Source organism: Candidatus Bathyarchaeia archaeon, from assembly GCA_038883335.1.
Classification (GTDB): domain Archaea; phylum Thermoproteota; class Bathyarchaeia; order Hecatellales; family Hecatellaceae; genus JAVZMI01.
Genome location: JAVZMI010000005.1, coordinates 1 through 17,275, shown reverse-complemented (window position 1 = coordinate 17,275; position 17,275 = coordinate 1). Strand labels below are relative to the sequence as shown.

General features: G+C 48.2%; 16 protein-coding genes and 1 tRNA gene. 3 read left to right on the top strand and 14 right to left on the bottom strand.

Annotation, left to right across the window (positions count from 1 at the left end; translation table 11 throughout):
• Positions 1-196 precede the first annotated feature (196 nt).
• The 8 genes from mobB to QXJ75_03475 all read right to left on the bottom strand — a co-directional run bounded on the left by mobB (position 197) and on the right by QXJ75_03475 (position 10,036).
• On the bottom strand, positions 197-1,060 hold the full coding sequence (gene mobB, locus QXJ75_03510; GenBank protein MEM3737139.1) for a molybdopterin-guanine dinucleotide biosynthesis protein B: 864 nt from the start codon (positions 1,058-1,060) through the stop codon (positions 197-199).
• A gap of 101 nt (positions 1,061-1,161) precedes the next feature.
• Positions 1,162-2,784: a glycosyltransferase family 39 protein gene (locus tag QXJ75_03505; protein ID MEM3737138.1), complete on the bottom strand. Its 1,623-nt coding sequence runs from the start codon at positions 2,782-2,784 to the stop codon at positions 1,162-1,164.
• A gap of 19 nt (positions 2,785-2,803) precedes the next feature.
• Complete coding sequence (locus tag QXJ75_03500; protein ID MEM3737137.1) at positions 2,804-4,144, bottom strand: glycosyltransferase; 1,341 nt, start codon at positions 4,142-4,144, stop codon at positions 2,804-2,806.
• A 111-nt stretch (positions 4,145-4,255) separates the two neighbouring features.
• Positions 4,256-6,040, bottom strand: a complete 1,785-nt coding sequence (infB, locus tag QXJ75_03495) for a translation initiation factor IF-2 (protein ID MEM3737136.1) — start codon at positions 6,038-6,040, stop codon at positions 4,256-4,258.
• A 238-nt stretch (positions 6,041-6,278) separates the two neighbouring features.
• Positions 6,279-8,414, bottom strand: coding sequence for a sodium-translocating pyrophosphatase (locus tag QXJ75_03490; protein MEM3737135.1), 2,136 nt, complete (start codon positions 8,412-8,414; stop codon positions 6,279-6,281).
• Between the two features lie 176 nt (positions 8,415-8,590).
• Positions 8,591-8,878 (bottom strand): hypothetical protein, encoded by a 288-nt coding sequence (locus tag QXJ75_03485; protein ID MEM3737134.1) that lies wholly within the window; start codon positions 8,876-8,878, stop codon positions 8,591-8,593.
• Positions 8,879-8,985: 107 nt separating this feature from the next.
• The gene (locus QXJ75_03480) at positions 8,986-9,561 is read right to left on the bottom strand and encodes a hypothetical protein (protein MEM3737133.1); all 576 of its coding nucleotides are present in this window, start codon (positions 9,559-9,561) and stop codon (positions 8,986-8,988) included.
• Between the two features lie 19 nt (positions 9,562-9,580).
• On the bottom strand, positions 9,581-10,036 hold the full coding sequence (locus QXJ75_03475) for an Lrp/AsnC family transcriptional regulator (GenBank protein MEM3737132.1): 456 nt from the start codon (positions 10,034-10,036) through the stop codon (positions 9,581-9,583).
• Between the two features lie 126 nt (positions 10,037-10,162).
• Between QXJ75_03475 and QXJ75_03470 the strand changes: the two genes are divergently transcribed.
• A complete protein-coding gene (locus QXJ75_03470; protein ID MEM3737131.1) occupies positions 10,163-11,491 on the top strand; it encodes an SLC13 family permease in 1,329 nt (442 codons plus the stop codon).
• Positions 11,492-11,871: 380 nt separating this feature from the next.
• Here the strand turns inward: QXJ75_03470 and QXJ75_03465 are convergent, their stop codons facing one another.
• From QXJ75_03465 to QXJ75_03440, 6 genes are all read right to left on the bottom strand, one after another.
• Positions 11,872-13,293, bottom strand: coding sequence for an MFS transporter (locus QXJ75_03465; GenBank protein ID MEM3737130.1), 1,422 nt, complete (start codon positions 13,291-13,293; stop codon positions 11,872-11,874).
• A gap of 269 nt (positions 13,294-13,562) precedes the next feature.
• Positions 13,563-13,928, bottom strand: coding sequence for a hemerythrin domain-containing protein (locus QXJ75_03460; GenBank protein ID MEM3737129.1), 366 nt, complete (start codon positions 13,926-13,928; stop codon positions 13,563-13,565).
• Complete coding sequence (locus tag QXJ75_03455; GenBank protein ID MEM3737128.1) at positions 13,882-14,067, bottom strand: hypothetical protein; 186 nt, start codon at positions 14,065-14,067, stop codon at positions 13,882-13,884. The genes QXJ75_03460 and QXJ75_03455 overlap by 47 nt, the downstream gene beginning before the upstream one ends.
• Before the next feature lie 102 nt (positions 14,068-14,169).
• Complete coding sequence (locus tag QXJ75_03450) at positions 14,170-14,355, bottom strand: hypothetical protein (protein MEM3737127.1); 186 nt, start codon at positions 14,353-14,355, stop codon at positions 14,170-14,172.
• A gap of 118 nt (positions 14,356-14,473) precedes the next feature.
• Positions 14,474-14,611: a hypothetical protein gene (locus tag QXJ75_03445; protein ID MEM3737126.1), complete on the bottom strand. Its 138-nt coding sequence runs from the start codon at positions 14,609-14,611 to the stop codon at positions 14,474-14,476.
• Positions 14,612-14,714: 103 nt separating this feature from the next.
• Positions 14,715-14,856, bottom strand: a tRNA-Arg gene (locus tag QXJ75_03440).
• A 131-nt stretch (positions 14,857-14,987) separates the two neighbouring features.
• Here QXJ75_03440 and QXJ75_03435 point away from each other — a divergent pair.
• Positions 14,988-16,157: an ADP-dependent glucokinase/phosphofructokinase gene (locus QXJ75_03435; protein ID MEM3737125.1), complete on the top strand. Its 1,170-nt coding sequence runs from the start codon at positions 14,988-14,990 to the stop codon at positions 16,155-16,157.
• Between the two features lie 218 nt (positions 16,158-16,375).
• A partial coding sequence (gene lysS / locus QXJ75_03430) for a lysine--tRNA ligase (protein ID MEM3737124.1) occupies positions 16,376-17,275 on the top strand: 900 nt, incomplete at its 3' end.

Sequence of the window (17,275 nt, the reverse complement as noted above, 5' to 3'; positions counted from 1 at the left end):
AACCCCAAGATGAGGGCAGCCGCGAAAGAGACACCGATTACCCTATAACCGCAAACCAACATATAAAGATAATCGAAAATGGCTTCGCTACTTTTGCTGATGGTTTTTAGGCTTGCCTCTTCCACCGGTCAAGGATACTCTTGGCGGATTATTCCAATCCGATGTGCATTTTCCATGATTGTCAACATTTTTAGTTCTAGTCTCTCTGAGTTGATTCCGCAAACTTGCGCCTTATAGTTATCTCAAGTTCCTCGTCGCCACGGATCTCCACTCCCCGCAAACTACTCATCATCCCCAGAATTGTCTTCCGGATAATCTCTTTGACGAAACGATTCATAGAAAGCCTCACGCCACCTACAGTCACCAGCACATCTCTCCCATCCTGCAAAGCCGTACACCGCCCCAGACTGCTCCTACCCGCAAGGATTGCCTTTGCATGCGTATTACAGTCCTTATAGCCACAGTCACCACAGTCAAGGCCCCCAAGGGAGCCTACAGTCTCTACTAGTGCATGTTGGGCGCGGTAATAATCATAAACCAGCTCCACCAGCTCAGCAACCCCCTCGGGAAGGCGTAGGAGCCTTACGCCAGTCTCCCTAAGCTTAGCCTCATCAACGCTGGCCACCCCTCCAGCTATCGCAACTACGGGGCCCTGCACTATAGCTAGAAGATTGAAGATATCATTAACATCCTTCGAGACGATTATCTTGGCCACATCACCCCTCTGCATAACGAGTTTCTTGAAACCCTCCAAGACGAGTAGGTCGACAGGCTCAAGCATCTCCACCAGCGCCTCCAGATTGAGTGCAGAGACATCTGTCTTGAAAATATTAACGACCTCAGCACCAGTAACTGCCAACACCTGACTTGCACCAGACTCAGCAAACCGACGGGTGTCAGTCCCTGTGGGGTCAAACGTGAAATGGCTCTCGGCTATGTGTTTAGCTGCAGCCACCTTGAGACCCAACTTTACAAGCCCGGAGATGAGCGCCTCAGCCACCACAGTTTTCCCTACATTCCTCCCAACACCTACAACCGCTACTACGGGTACTCTAAGCACCAAAACCACCTAACTTTACCGCCAGTTAAGAGGTCACGGCCCCCTTTTAGTTTTATACACCCAGCCAACTACCCAACTACACCCTACGGAGTTTCACCTGTTCAAAGTTGAACATATTTCTCGAGCACATATATTGATCCAAGCTTCTCGCCAAAGGGGCCATAATAACCTATTTCCTTGAGCACCCTATACTCGTGGAGTTGGCTGAACGAGATTAAGTATTTGTCGCTGATACTGTAAGCCCACCCATGCCAGTTTACAGCTTCCTCACGCGGCGTATTGTAGGGTTCTAGAAGGAATCTCGCATCATACTCCATCCCTCCGTCTATCTCGTACTCTGGAACCCCGCTCTCGAGGAGGTAATTTATCCCCTCCCACCTCACCCTATTCCAACCCATATACTCATACGTCCCATAGACAGACCAGAAACTGAAGAGGACGACCAAGATGACTACCAGAAATTTATACCCCCGCAAACGGCTTACAGACGAGACCACTAGAGGGAGGAGTAGTGGTACCACAGGTAAGTAGTGGCGGTGGTCATCCCAGAGGACAGCCGCAATTGGCAGGATCACAGATACAACCAAGAGTGATAAAACTAGAAACCGTCTATCTCCCCCGCCAATCCTACGCAGAACGTGAACGGCAAGACCGAAGGCAGCTACCAACGATAAGGTAAACATTGGAATCCACAGGAGATCTGGGTAGAGCAGAGGCTTGGCGCCAGAGATCAGATCTGGACCGACGCCGATGGGCCCAATGTAGGTGTAGGTGAACGGATGCACCGTCACACCGTATTTCTCTTTGATGAATATGCCGTAATAGTAAACAGCCAGTAGAATTGGCCCCCCCACCAATGCAGCTACCAGCAGTTTAGAGGCGCGGTTGAGCTGTCGCAGGTCGCTGATAAGCCTTCGACAGTTAATAAGATAAACAATGCCCAACGGAAAGAAGAACGACCCCACATAGACGAAGCTTCGAGTTAGGTTTCTAATGAAGGATAGCGGGGGCACTATTGCCACATGTAATGGATACGTGCCTGGAGCTCTAAACTGGGTCAGCCAGACTAATACGCTGAGCAGGGGCAACGCCAAAAGGAAGACCACGATAGTGACTGCTCTACTTCTCTTTGTAAATGCCCCACGCTCGAATATCAAAAAATAGAGTAACACCCCAAATACAGGGAGAATTGAGAATTGGCGAACCCAAAAGCCAATAACAGCGAAGATACCCCCCACAATAAGATAACTATTCTTATCATCGAGTACTCCCAGATAAAAAAACATCACGGCTGGGATTATGAAGACCAACGATGGGATATCAGTCATGAAAGTATGGCTCAAACCGTAGAAGAGGGGCTGAGCAAGTAGTATAAGCGACCCCCAGACCGCCTCGACGCTACTATGCCACCTTCTTAACCAGATGTACGTCTCTGCTACCGATATAGCGGCCAAGAGCATGGTGGAGCCAATAAGCACGGCATGGTTCAACCCGAAGATGCCCGCGAAGAGTGCACCGTAGAGAATTTGAAGTACCGCCGTCACCTCGTTTGTGGGGAAAACCCAAATTTCTCCCTCCGCCAGCAGGCGTCTAACCTCTTCATAGTATATCACACTATCGTGCAGTGGAATATCTTCCGGCGGTATCAAGAAAAGGTATAAACAAGCCCCAGCTGCTATTAAAATGCATATTACGACTTCCTTACTTCCCCCGCGCGTGCTCATCCAAGAACCCAGCCTAGCTTCAGGATTTCTCTATGTTATAACTTGGCTGCTTAACACCAATAATGCCATGAATTATCCCATAGCAGGTACTGAAGGTTTCACAGCTGAATCCCTCCTTAACCAGTAATTTACGGATCAACTGGTCCTCCACCCATTTGTGAGGCCCCTCCGGTAGTTTCAGTTTGAGTAATTCTAGAAGGTGGAAAAGGGGCGAATAGGAAGGATTAGGGCTTGTTATAACCAGAGTTCCACCCTGCGCCGTTACTCTGGAGATCTCCATCACCGCAACCTCCAAGTCGCTGACATGTTCTAACATGTCTACACATGTGACACCTGAGAAGACAGCGCTCTTAAATGGCAGATGCTTAGCATCGGCAACTATGAAATCATGCCGTTTAGATAGACTATGTGCCGCCCTAATAAGCCCAGAGGAGAGGTCTACTCCGACGCCAACCTCGAAGATGTCTCTCAGCAGCTTACCAGAGCCGCAACCAACATCTAAGACGAACTTCCACATGGGGATGTGTTCTCTAACTATCTCCTCAACTTTCCTATAATATGCTGTATCTTTTCGTCTGTCATAAATCGGCGCAAGCTTATCATAATGTGCTCGCACCTCCTTATCCCATAGCTGGTTAGAGTCTTGTGTGAGAGGTTTTAAGAGACCACACCTGTATGAAAGCGCCCAAAGATACCATCTCAAAATTTGGAGTAAGAACCACAAAGCCGCCGAGGCTGTTTTCAGCTTCGACTTTCCCTTTCGGGGAAGGTAGGAGACTGGAACTTCGCATGTCTTGAATCCCATAGCCCAAGTTTTGAATATGATCTCAAAATCTGGCCACCCAGCTGTCTTAAGTCTCCACCCTATGAATACTTCTCTCTTGAATGCTTTCTGTCCTGATAAAGTGTCCGTGAGGTGTTGGTGTGTTAAAAGACTGGTAATCTTTGCGTATAGAATATTACCTACTTTCCTGTAGCGAGGCATAGCTCCAACAGCAATATCTCCTTTCAGCCTAGAGGCGTTCGCTATGTCATACCCCTCTTGCTTGATTCTTCGTAGTAGGGTTGATATAAAGCGGGCGGGGATGGTAAGGTCTGCATCTTGGATAACTATTATCTTTCCTACACTAGCCTCTATACCCGTCCTGACCGCTGCGCCCTTACCTTGATTGACCTTATGCCTAATAACCTTAGCCGTTGTCCCCAAAGCTAAACTGTAGGTAGCGTCGTTCGAGCCGTCATCGACCACGATAATCTCATATGAGACTCCTTCCCTGCTAAGAACTTCATCAACCTCACTGATCGCTCTCTTGATGTTCACTTCCTCGTTATATGCCGGTATTATTACGGATACTTCCACCTACTCTACCTCGAACTCGAGCATATACCCAAAGGTCTTCGAATCTAGATTACGCCTTCACGATTTAACAGTTCCTAGAATATATGAAGACTGACGCCGAAACCCGTCAGCTTATATGCCGAAGCCGAAGTAGGGGATCTTCCTTCTCATCAATTCAACATACTCTTTGAGTGTCTGAAGCTCCTCGGCTGAAAGCTTACCCGCAAAATCTCTAACCAGAACCTCCACATGTTTCTCAGGCACCTCGACGTATAAAACGTCCTCTTCCCTAATTTGGCGGCCGATTGTAGGTTCTTTCATCGAGATTGCTACCTGCATACCTCGCGTAGCCTCTGGGAGGTTCTGGCCTTTATCCTGTATCTGGGAAATCTTTCCTACAGGCGTTCCATCTCCCCTAACCAGCGAGTAGTGTGGTTTTATTCTCCCCGCCACGACCTCTACCCCGAAGACTGCTGGGTCACATCGCCTGAAAACACAGCCTCGGAGCAGCTTTACCTTCCCGGGTAGAATCATCGATTCAAAAGCCTTGAGAACTTTAGCTTCTTCCTCACTCTTAACCCAGGCGGTGTAGTCCTCAAGTAACTGATAGATGACGTTGTTACGGAATATTTTCACCCCACTACGCACAGCTTCATCGTGGGCGTCAGGCAGAACTTTTACATTGAAGCCTAGGATTACACCAAGCGTAGGCTCACGGCTTCTGACTGCCTCCGCCTCCAAGACATCCCGCCTGCTCACATCCCCTACGTCTCCTATACGGATTGGTACGCTCCGTAAGTTGAGCTCGTTTACGATCGCCTCGAGCGCACCTAAAGTGTCAGTCTTGATAATGATGCCTGATTTGTCGGAGGCGATCTTTACACTCTCGACCTCCTCCTTCACCTTATTCATCAACTGCTCTGGCGATTCTCCTTCAGGGAGGGCGTATATCGGCCCACCTGGTATAGCATCCTCTAAACCCGGGGCCACGACCTTCACACCTGCCGCCGCGGACACTTCACCAACTTGTTTGAACTTTTCTCTAGGGTCTCGTATCTCGTCGAGGGGTTTGGGGAGCAATAGGGCTCTGACCTTAGTAAGTATCGGCTTGGTCCTTCCGCCTACAACTATCGTGGAGCCATCTTTGAGTATGCCAGAATAGATGATGGCGTTAATGTTAACACCTAGACCCACATCTTCCTGGACCTCTAGGACTGAGCCCCTAGCAGGTTCGATTGACTGGATGAGTTGGTGCTTCATAAACTGCTGGGTTAATCCGACTAGTACCGTCAGAAGGTCGGGTAGGCCCTCTCCACTCTTCGCACTTACAGGAACTATCGCGGCTGTCTTAGTGAAGTCTTTCACCCTATCGAAACGGTCTGAATTAAGCCGCTCGTTACTGAGCCTACCTACAATTGCATATATCTTCTCGTCCAAGTTAGCTAGAGCTTGGTAACTCTGCTTCCTCATCGACTCGAGGAAAGGCAAGTTAGGTTGCGGCTGCCACCCTGTGATCATGTCGAGCTTATTCCCAGCCACGACAAAGGGTGTACGGCGAGCTTTCAGAATGTTTATGGACTCAAGTGTCTGAGGTTGAATCCCCTGTAGCAGATCAATCACCAGTACGGCTATATCAGCTACAGAGCCGCCACGCCGTCGAAGGTTTGAGAAGGCTGCGTGACCTGGCGTATCTATGAATAGGAGACCGGGGATTTCTATTGTAAAATTGAATTTTTTGAGGAGACTTCCACACACTTTCTGGAGAGCGTCATTAGGGACGAAACTGGCTCCTATGTGTTGAGTGATAGCACCGGGCTCTCTGGCTGCAACGGCTGTGCCTCTAATTTTGTCCAATAAAGTGGTCTTTCCATGGTCGACGTGACCCAGCACAACTACGATAGGCTGGCGTATAGGCAAAGGCAGCCACCCGGCGCGCTCTAATATTCAACATGCCGAGTGGGGTAGTATATCTCGCGCCTAAAATATTTAACGACCCCGGCAACCTGCAAAAAGCCCTCGATCATATACTATACACATACCAAATCCACTCAGGCTTCAATATGGAAAGTGATTAATATACTAAACAATAAGAGGAAGGTTGAAGAATGCAACTACAACCATAAGAGTCTTCGATATGGTAAATTTAGCCAAGAGTTTAGACGAGCAACGCTGTCAACTCGGCTACGAGGAAGAGAGGCAGGAAGATTATGGAAACCGTCTGCACCACCTTGATCAACGGGTTTATCGCAGGCCCAGCTGTATCCTTGAGTGGGTCTCCTACAGTATCACCCATAACAGCCGCCTTATGCGCCTCAGAGCCTTTCCCTCCTAAATTCCCAAGTTCGATGTATTTCTTTGCGTTGTCTAAAGCTCCGCCGCCATTAGTCATCATGAAAGCTAGAAATACACCTGAAACAACTACCCCCACAAGCAACCCTCCCACCGCTCTCACCCCGAAGAGGACCCCCAAGACGATCGGTGTTGCCACGGCGATCAAGGCTGGAGCTGCAAGCTCACTTATGGCACCTTTAGTAGCGATGCTGACGCACCTCTCATAGTCAGGCTTGGCTCGCCCATCCATGATGCCGGTAATCTCCCTGAATTGCCTCCTGACCTCATCTACTATTCGCATACCTGTCTTGCCCACTGCAAGGATCAGGAATGAGCTGAAGTAGAACGGGAGGAGCCCACCCACTAGAAGCCCTAAGATGACAAGTGGATCCACCAGCGTGAAGGCTGGAACATCGCGCCCCAGTTCAGTCATCCCCCGCACCGCATCTATGCGGAAAGCTTGGAACAGTGCTAGTGCCGAGAGAGCTGCGCTGCCTATGGCGAAGCCCTTAGTCGTGGCTTTAGTGGTATTACCTATCGCATCCAGCTTATCTGTGACTTCGCGAACCTCACCCATCCCAGTCATCTCAACTATGCCGTTTGCATTATCCGAGACAGGCCCGAAAGAGTCAATCGACATAACTATCCCTGAGAGTGAGAGCATGCCAGTCGTAGTGATCGCCACAGCATAAATTCCCATAATTGAGGCATCCACACCCCAAGGTGCCGAGAGATAGCCTACCGTATAGGATACTATAATTGCTACAACAAGAATGAGCATGCTGGGGAATGTACTCTTCAATCCTACTGAGAGCCCTGCTAAGAAGGTTGTAGGCGGCCCAGCTAGGGAGGCATCTGCGATTGAGCGAACGGGTGCGTATTTATAGGATGTGTACCGGTCGGCGACTTTCTCCAAGAGGATCACTACCACCAGCCCTATCAGACTACAGACGAACAGCCCGATGGCTAGCGGGGTTCCGAAGCCGAACATCCAGCCGGCGAGGAGGAAGCATAAAACCGCACTAGTCACTGTTGCCATGTAAAATGAGAGGTCTAAAGCCCGCATAGGTTCCCCCTTCCACCCTTCATGCACCACCGTTACCCCAAGCATCGAGCCGAAGATTCCTGCCGCCCCCAGCAGCATCGGGAATGTTATAGCATTCGACCATGAATCCAGCTGCCAGAAGCCAAAGTAACCGAGCAGCATGGTAGCGATCATGATTACTATATAGGACTCATAGACATCTGAACCCATCCCCGCGCAGTCTCCCACATTGTCACCTACATTATCAGCTATTACAGCAGGATTGCGTGGGTCATCCTCCGGAATTCCAACTTCAACCTTCCCCACCAAGTCGGCGCCCAAGTCAGCTGCCTTCGTGAATATGCCTCCGCCGACCCTAATGAACATCGAGACGAGACTTGCTCCGAATCCTAAACCCACTATGAGCGGCACCGCGGAGGGCTTAGCGCCCAAAGCCAGATAGAGCCCCGCGACCCCTAGTAGACCAAGCCCAACGACGCAGAGACCCATAACCGAGCCCGCCCTAAAGGAGACCACCAGGCAGGGGCCGATACCGCCCTTGGCAGCCTCAGCCGCACGGCTTGCAGACCGCGTTGTCACCGCCATACCAAAATAGCCTGCCAGCGCGGCCAAGCCTGAGCCGATGAGGAAGCCAACGGAAATCTTCCAGCTGTCTGCCCAAGATAGGCCAGTCATCTCACCTGCTAGGCCTGTGGCACCGCCTACGAGCGGCAATGAGACCCATATAACTAAGGCGATGGCGATTGCTATGGGGAAGATGTAACTGAACTCCTTCTTTAGGAAAGTAGCTCCGCCTAAACGAACTGCCTCTGAGATCTCCACCATCTTGGGATTCCCTGGGTTCTGCCTGAGCACCCACAACCCCAATATGCTGGCAGCCGCAACAGCCAAGACAGCTGCAACCAAGGGTACCATAAGCTCCAACTCAAATCAACTCCTTAAGATCTATCCTACATTTGCGAGCAGCTATGACCAAGCTTTCATCCCAGTTGAGGCATGGCCGGTGTTTATTAGACACCGAGGCATCTACGATTTATAATTAACGCCTAAAGTTTTTCGTGAATTGTTCGTAGGGGTCTAAACAGCTTACCTTATGTACTGAAGAGGTACCTTATCCTCTCCTCTGCCTCTTGAAGAGTTGGGTAGAACTCAACGCCTCGAACTCTCAGATTTCCGTCGAACAACTCATATTTACCTTGAGGGGCGAGAAGAGTTAAAGAGACCTCGTATCTTCCGTCACTGTAGACCACGTGGAGACTTTTATAGCTCTCCTCAGCAGGCTCCAGCTTTATAATGTATTTCCTAACGCCAGCCCCAAAATCCTCCTCAGAAGCGATCAACCTACCCTTCATCAGTCGACCAAAATTTTTGACAGCCAATTATCGGCAACCTCCAGACTGCCTGTCCACCCTAGAGACGGCTATTGGCTAAAGGTTAACACGTTACCACTAGTCGCAGGTAGAGTCATCTAACTTTACTGCCTTAGCTAGGCTTCCCTCTTACACATCTCGAAGTAACGCATTAAGATCTTGCTCCTGACATCACCGAGTTCATGTGTCTTTGATTGAAATATTCCATGCACGACGAAGCTGTTATCTTTTTGGTAGAAACCAATCTCTATGACCTTCTGCCCCTCAGCCTCTATCGCCTTCCTCATATTTTCCACCATTCTCAAGTCGAAATTCGTTAAGTCGCTTCTAATATACGCCACAACCTCGTCTATTATTGACTCCCCGTAGAGAAGCGTTGGGTTATTGAAGAGTAGGAAGTTCGGAATCTTTAAGATCCTCCCAGTCTGGACACTGGGGAGCCTTTCACCATCGCCAACTTCCTGTAGAGTCGTCCTCAGCCACCCTATATTCAATATGTCTCCCTTAACAATAGGGGAGGTCAGGATCTTGACCCTGATGCCAGGTTTGATATTCTTAATCCTCCTGAAAATCAGTCCGGCGATGAAGCTTGCAATGTAATCTTTGAACGCAAGAGAGAAGCCTAGTGCGCCAAGCAGTGTAGCGAGTAGGCTTGTGACCAATGCTAGTTCTACTGAATTTCCAGGCGCCAAATCAGTTCTTGCACCCTTATTATTGATGTGCGAAAACTGGCAAACTACGTTCTTCTTTCGCGACTTTTAGCACGGTATACGCTTCGCTGGAGACCACGTCGCTAAGTTCCCTTATCTCTTTCACTAGCTTGTCTCTTAAATCAGCTAGCCCTTTAGTCCTAACTTTCAAAAGTATGTCGCAGTGTCCATATATTTCATGCGCCTCTAATACGCCTTCAGTCTTGCTCAACTTTGCGACCACCTCATCAGCTGCTCCAGGCTTAACCCTGATCTCGATAAAGGCTGTTACCCCGTAACCCATCTTCTCTTCATCTATTACTGTCTCGAAGCCTTTGATAATACCCTCATTGATCATCTTTTTAACTCGGGCATGGATGGTGGCATCTGCAACTCCGAGATCCTTTGCTAACTCTAGGAAAGGCTTCCTAGCATTAAACCGCAGAGCGTAGAGTATTTTCAGGTCTAGATCGTCCACGGTGAATTCTTACCAGATTTAGTAAATAAGAGTTTTGCTTCTGAACCTGTTTTAAGTCAAGAATTTTCTAACTTTTTCGCAAGATTTATAAGAACATGCCATGTAGACTGGAGCAGAGGCGAGGTAGTGTCCCAAGATATTCTTCGTACCCCTCTCACTTCGAACGTTATGCCAAAGGAGGTATTTCACACTGCTTCACTAGTGTTCTTCATCGTATATGCACTTATTATATTCAGAAACCTGAAGAGGACCAACCTGCCAGTATGGGTCATAATGTTTGCTGGTGCAGTCTCTTTACTCTTCCTTAACGGCATAGCGCTTAGAGACGCCTATTCCGCTGTTAACATCGACGTAATCTTCTTCCTCATAGGCATGTTCTCAATCGTATCGGCTCTGGAGGCTTCAGGGCTTCTCAAGTATTTAACTCTACGGATCTTATCTTTCGCGGACTCCCCTGATAGAGTCCTCTTTTTCACCATTATAGTCTTAGGAACAATGTCAGCATTCCTAATGAACGATACAATCGCAATAGCTGCGACGCCCATAATCATAAGCATAGCCAGAGAGGTGAAGATCAAACCAACACCTTTCCTCATCACCCTCGCATTTGCGGTGAGCATAGGAAGCACCATGACGCCCATGGGCAACCCCCAGAACCTCCTTATAGCCCTCGACAGTGGCATCGAAGCCCCACTCTTAACCTTCCTCAAATTTTTAGGCCCCCCCACCGTAATCAACTGTTTTGTAACCTACTACCTTCTAAAATTCTATTACAGAAAAGATCTGGCGCGTGGGGCACAGCCACATAACTTAGCGTGGGAAGACGCCGTAACCGATATGCACCTTGCTAAGATAAGCGGTATTATAGCAGTGTTAACAATAGCTGGATTCTTTGCCTTGAATATTTTGAAAGTAGTGGGCTATGAAACTGAGCTTAACTTCGGGACTGTAGCGTTGTTGGGGGCGGCAGCCTTATTCTCAGTTAGCTCTAGGAGGAGGGAGATAATAAGAGGCGTGAACTGGAGCATAATCATATTCTTCATATCGATGTTCATTGTTATGCAGGCAGTTTGGAATAATGGTTTGATAAAGCTATTCACATTACTTCTCCCTCCTATTACGCATACAGACTCTTCCCTAACCATCCTAAACATAGTCGTGGCTAGTGTGGTTTTAAGCCAGTTCATGAGCAACGTCCCTTTCGTTGCGGTGTATACCCATGTCATGAAGAGCGTGGGTTTCAATTCGCTGGACGTGGAGGCGTGGATGGCGTTAGCGGGAGGGTCGACACTTGCTGGAAATCTTACAATTCTTGGAGCAGCCAGCACGATTATTATACTTGAAGCCTCCGAAGAGGAAGATTACACATTCAGTTTCAGCGAATATTTCAAGATAGGCTCCTTGGTAACCGCAGCCAATGTGGCAATTCTAGTTTTATGGCTATTTTTCGTTTAACAAACCATCCAAAGCCTGGGGGTTTAAACTGCAACTTGACATCAACCATCTAGAAATTTCACTTTAACCCCCTACAAACCGTCATATACCAGAAACAAAAAATTTCAAATGCCATAATTTTAACGGGAACAGAGACCTCTACAACATAGCGCGCGGCTGTGTGCGGCCTTGGCGGAGGTGACAATCTTGGCAACACCTAAACTGAGTTGCAACTTTGGGCTTTAGAACATCTGAGGCGAATGAAATTTGATGGATTGTTCCTCCCCTTACCGAGAAATATAGCAACCCTCCCTACAAGGGAACCGGTATCTCGCTTCTTCATCCAGCATTCACAGAGACGGTGAATCCTTTGTTTAAAAACGCGAAATACACCATAACCGTCACTTGCCCTTACCTCGAACTAGAGAGGTTAAAACCCCTACCGCCGAGATAGGCGCTGCGGCAGCAAAAGTCTTCCTCATAGCTTCGACAAATACCTCAGCAGCCACCTCTAACTTAGGGTCGATACCTACGAAAAGATCGGAGAGCATCTTACTAGGAGCAACAGTAGCAAAGATTGCACCCATAATGACTAGACTCAGTGACTGACCCAGAAACCTCATCATCGCCAGCGTCCCAGACGCCACACCAAGCCTGCTCTTATCAACGGATCCCATCACGGCGCTGGTATTAGGAGAGGAAAAGAGTCCCATCCCCAATCCTATGATAAGGAGTCTAATGGCTATGTCTGTTGATGATGACTGCAGACCCAGTGTGCTTGCCAACAGAAGACCGACACATATTATAGCCATACCGAGGGAGCTCAACATACGCGAACCAATCCTGTCAGAAAGCCACCCGCTAATAGGAGCTAAGACTGCCATGGTCGCAGGCATTGTGAGGAGTATAATTCCAGCCTGCAACGGAGAGTAGTTTAGAACTCTCTGAAGGTAGAAGGATGTGAAAAAGCTGACACCAAAACATGAGGTATAGTTCAGTAATGCTGAGATATTAGCAGCTGAAAAGAGCCTGTTGCGAGAGAATAGCGAAACATCCAGCATAGCTTCGGCGCCTTTCCTAATTTCAACAAGCACAAACAGAGTTAGGAAGACCCCACCTACAATTAAGAGACCAATTATTGGGAAGGCGCCCCACCCAAAACTTCCACTCAACGTTAAAGCTAGAAGCAGGGCGACTAGGCCTAGAGTAAAAGACGAAGCGCCTAGTAGATCAAAACGCTTTTGGCTTGCTGTCGTTGATTCCTGTAATTTCATAAGTGCCAACGATATTACGAGCAAACCTATCGGGACATTTATACAGAAAATCGACCGCCAACCAAACTCATATGTAAGGAAGCCGCCTAAGCTCGGGCCCACCGAGAGCCCCACATAGACTGACATAGTATTTATCCCAAGAGCCTTGCCTCTTTCTCTACTTGGGAATACGTCTGTGACTATAGCGGCCGAGGTTGACCCTATGAAGGCAGCCCCACCGCCCTGAATAGCTCTAAAAGCTATTAGCTGTAAGCCGTCCTGTGATATACCACAAAGGAAAGATGACGTGATAAATATCGCAAAACCTGAGATGAAAATCAGTTTCCTCCCTATCACATCTGATAGTCTCCCTATACTCAACAGAAGAGCTGTAAGGGAGGTCAAGTAAGCCGTTGGAACCCATATAGCCATTGCATAATCCATTTTCAGACCTGAAGTTATTGAAGGAAGAGAAACGCTCACTACAGAACCGTCAAGAGGGGTCATAAAGGAGCCTATTGATGTTATTGATAAAACTATCCACTTGTGGGAGTTATTGCCGTTATTCACAAAACACCTCTAACTAGAAAGAACACTATAAAAGTTACCGGGAACAAATGCCCATCCTGACTGCCCTAAGAAATGCGTGGGCGCGGCGCCTTTGCCCCAAGGTAGCAGTCACAATGTCAAGCACACCTTCAGGTGGCATATACATTATTTACACGCCCAAACACCCTAAGTAGGACTGTAGATCGCCTTCGCATAAATATGGAAGGAGAGGCTTATAGAGTCCTTAACTAAGCTACTTTAGTAGGAGTATGAAACATAACTCCGAAGTGTTACTGTGAGGTCTTGATCATGTTTTTCACTATTTTTTCGAGTTCCTCAAGTTTTTCTTGGTCTAAAACTTTATGGGCCAATGGTAGCAGTTCAGCATCTTCTCTCTGTGCATGCGCTGAAAGTTTTTCAATTATCCACCCACCAATCTTGACGAGTTCCCTCTTTCTGTCCTCATTTTCAATGCCTGATTTTACGATTGCTAGAAATTCGGAGATCATCTTTATTATGATTTTATGCTCAGCAACCAAGTCTAAGATTAATGTCTTTTCGAAGCCGGCTGCTCGTTCCAACATTGGAAAGAGACTTCTTTCCTCGATTTCAAAATGGAAGGGAACAGCCTTCCTTAAAAAAATCTGAAAGTTCATCGATATTTTCTAAAGTGCCTACTTTTTTTTTCAGATGGTCTACCTTTCCTATTTCAAGCCCCTGTATGGTTACTCCTAGGAGAGACAATTTCTCTAAAACATCTTTATGTTCTTGACCCAACTTTTCTAATACGGCCATTTGCGCCACAATAAATAATGTATTCCCACAGACTCCCCTTTAAATTCTTTCCTAGCAAACCCGTCAGGATTAGCTAAACCTCCCACGAAACACATTGAATTTCTACATCAGCAGATCATACCGGTTTTTGACAGCTAACGGTTTTCTTATCACCATTTTTCCGTTGCTAAGCTTCATCATTATATCCAAACTGTCGTCTAGGTAAGCCAAAAGCTTGTCTTTTACAACTAGCTTGCTCTCATACTTCTTACAGTTCCCCTCCACCGTCGCAGTCGCAATTTTCACCATCCGACCTGAGGGTGGTTAGCTGAGGTATACGCTCCTGGATCTCCAGTTGTAGCGCCTACATCTTCCCGTCAATGAAAAATTCTTCTCTAAGTTCTTTATTCTTCTCAACTCTTCACCTTCACCGGGTCGTACCAGAAAGTTTGGCTTGGTTACACCAGAGAGTGAGGATCATCTCCTTCTTCGCCTCCTCTGAGACAGTTTCGCCTGAAGGGCTTAAGAGGATGTTCAGCCTCAGCTCCACCTTCAGATACTCCACCCTGGATCACTCTTCACACAACCGCAAATTTTAAGACCCTTATAGGGCACCCAGCCCACCAACAATGGCTGGTGGAGGACTACATATATCGAACCACGTGAGATGGCGGGCCCGAGGGGATTTGAACCCCTGACTTCCGGCTCCGCAGGCTTCCGTGCAGCTTTTTTCCAGCTGCTCAGCGTCCTGATCCTGACTTTCCGGGCAGGTGGAGTCGGTGTATCACTCTGCCTCTAGACGACGGGCCCTCACGGATTGGAAGACCGTATACCGCAATATTTTAAGGCTTTTAAATTAAAAAGGTTGATGTATTAATCTCTATAATGTCTTAAACGGGTTTCAGGCTACTGGCCTCTAGGTAGGCTTTGGTGGTGGTTGCGTGTCTATTCCTAAGGGGCGGTTTGCTACAGGTTTATACACGAACTGGGATTCCTTCGTAAAAGTCGACGAGAAGACTGTAAGTTGGGTTAAGAGTATCGGCAAGGTACAGCCAAGAGAGCTCATCCTAACCTCCATTGAAGAGGTAGCCCATACGCTTGAGGAGGCTTTCACTAGGGGTGGAGGAGAACACCTGATATCGAAGGAGCTCTATGATGAGCTAAATTCTATGTTTAGTGGGCGAAGTAAGTCCTTGGGAGGGAACGGCTTCCATATGGGGCGCGCCCTTTATTCGCTGGGTCTCCTACCACTGGTCTCATACCCTTGTAGACCGCCGAATCTGATGGCTGCCTCACCGAGCTTCAGGGTTGTTGATAACGGGAGACTGAAGTTTCCGAAGGAGGCGGTCAGAGAGACTGACTGTGAGTATGAGCACATCGTCTTCGAGTTTACTAGAGACCTCAAATTGGGTATTGATGCAGAAGGCAGGCAGATATTCTCTTGGGATATGATGTCCTCAAGCGGACTATTCGACGTTGACTTTCTGGACTACGCTTCAACATCTAAGAATATCGACGTGCTGATTCTCGGTTACGCTCATCTCCTGCTACCTCAACACAAAAGACGCACCGATGAACTCATCGATAGACTCGCCCACAGCCAGAGGCCGAAGGTTCACTTAGAACTTGGCCAGGGATCTGAGGAGTCTGTTAGATACGCTATGGAAAAGTTTAGCAACAGTGGCTGCGTTGACTCGTGGGGCATGAACGAGGATGAGTGTGTAACCTACCTTGGTGCCGAGTCCTACGAGACAAGCGATCTGATTGAGGCTGTAGCGAATGGTGTAAAGAAGTACGGGTTGAGTAGGATCTGCGTTCACTCTCCAGAGTATGTATTCTCGATCTCTAGGTATACTCTTGAGAGGGAGACGGAAGCTCTTCAGGCAGGATGTCTAGCCGCTGCTGCTTTAACGTTCGGAGGCAGTAGCATAAGGTTGAACCTCGCCAAGGCAAAGTCGCTACCTACATCAAAGGTTGTTAGACTCGCTAAGGGGAAGGGTGAAGGCTACAACTTATGCCTTATCCCCACCTATGTTAATCCTAAGCCAAAAGTGCTCACAGGTTTAGGGGATACCTTCGCCGGGGTTCAAGCAGCCATCGCCTTGAGGTAAAGTGTAGTAGGAGCCAGTGGGCAATTGGCAGTGCTAAAGATTACACGCAACGACCCAAAAATACAGTGATCTAAGGTAAACGGACCCCTGGATCCTCCCAAACATTTCACATAAATTGGCGAGCGGAGACAATAACCAGATAAATAACGCCTCTCAAACTATAGGGACACTAAACTTTGGCCAACTAGACATATCCGCATTCGCCGGGGTAATCTAGTTTGAGTCAGCCGTCACATTGGATAACCAAGATTGTGGACGATCTGGAACAGCGCGGCGACTTGGTAACAGTCTTCAGCACCGCTAAGACTCCAAGCGGCCCAATTCATGTTGGAGTTGGAAGGGAGCTGATCTACTGTAGCGCCTTCGAGAAGCTTCTAAGGAAACGAGGTCATGACACACGTTTCCTCTTCTTCGTAGACGACTTCGACCCCCTCAAAAGTTTCCCCACCGGCACTCCGACAAATTTCACAAAGGAAACAGCATATCTGGGGGTGCCACTCTATAAGGTGCCCTGCCCATATGGGGATTGTAGAAGTTGGGGGGAACACTACGCTAGGGAGTTATTCGATACCTTCCCCGACTTCGGCCTCTACCCTGAGATAATATTTTCACATGAACTCTACCAAACCTCTCAGATGAAGAGTCTCATAAGGCTCTCCCTAAAAAGGGTTGAGGAGATACGGCGGATTTTTGACGAAGTTGTAAGCCCAACCCTCTCAGGGGAGCAACTCCAGGTCTTCAAACGCGACCTCCTAACATGGTATCCATGCCTCGCCCTATGCAGAAACTGTGGAAGACTGAAGACTGGAGTGGTTACAAGTTACGATGCCAACAGTGACAGCCTCACCTACCTCTGCAGCGCTTGCGGGGAGAAAGGTGAAGTTCCAGTGGAAAGTTGGCCTATCAAATTGAGATGGAGAGTTGATTGGCCGGCAAAGTGGGCACTATTCAAAGTCAGCTGCGAGCCGGCTGGAAAAGATCACTGCGTCAAGGGTGGGGCTTACGATACAGGTGTGGAGATATGCAACAGAATCTTCAACTGCAAAGGACCATACCGCATACCTTACGAATGGATTCTCCTCGGGGATCGAGCTATGAAGACGCATAAGGGCATCTCT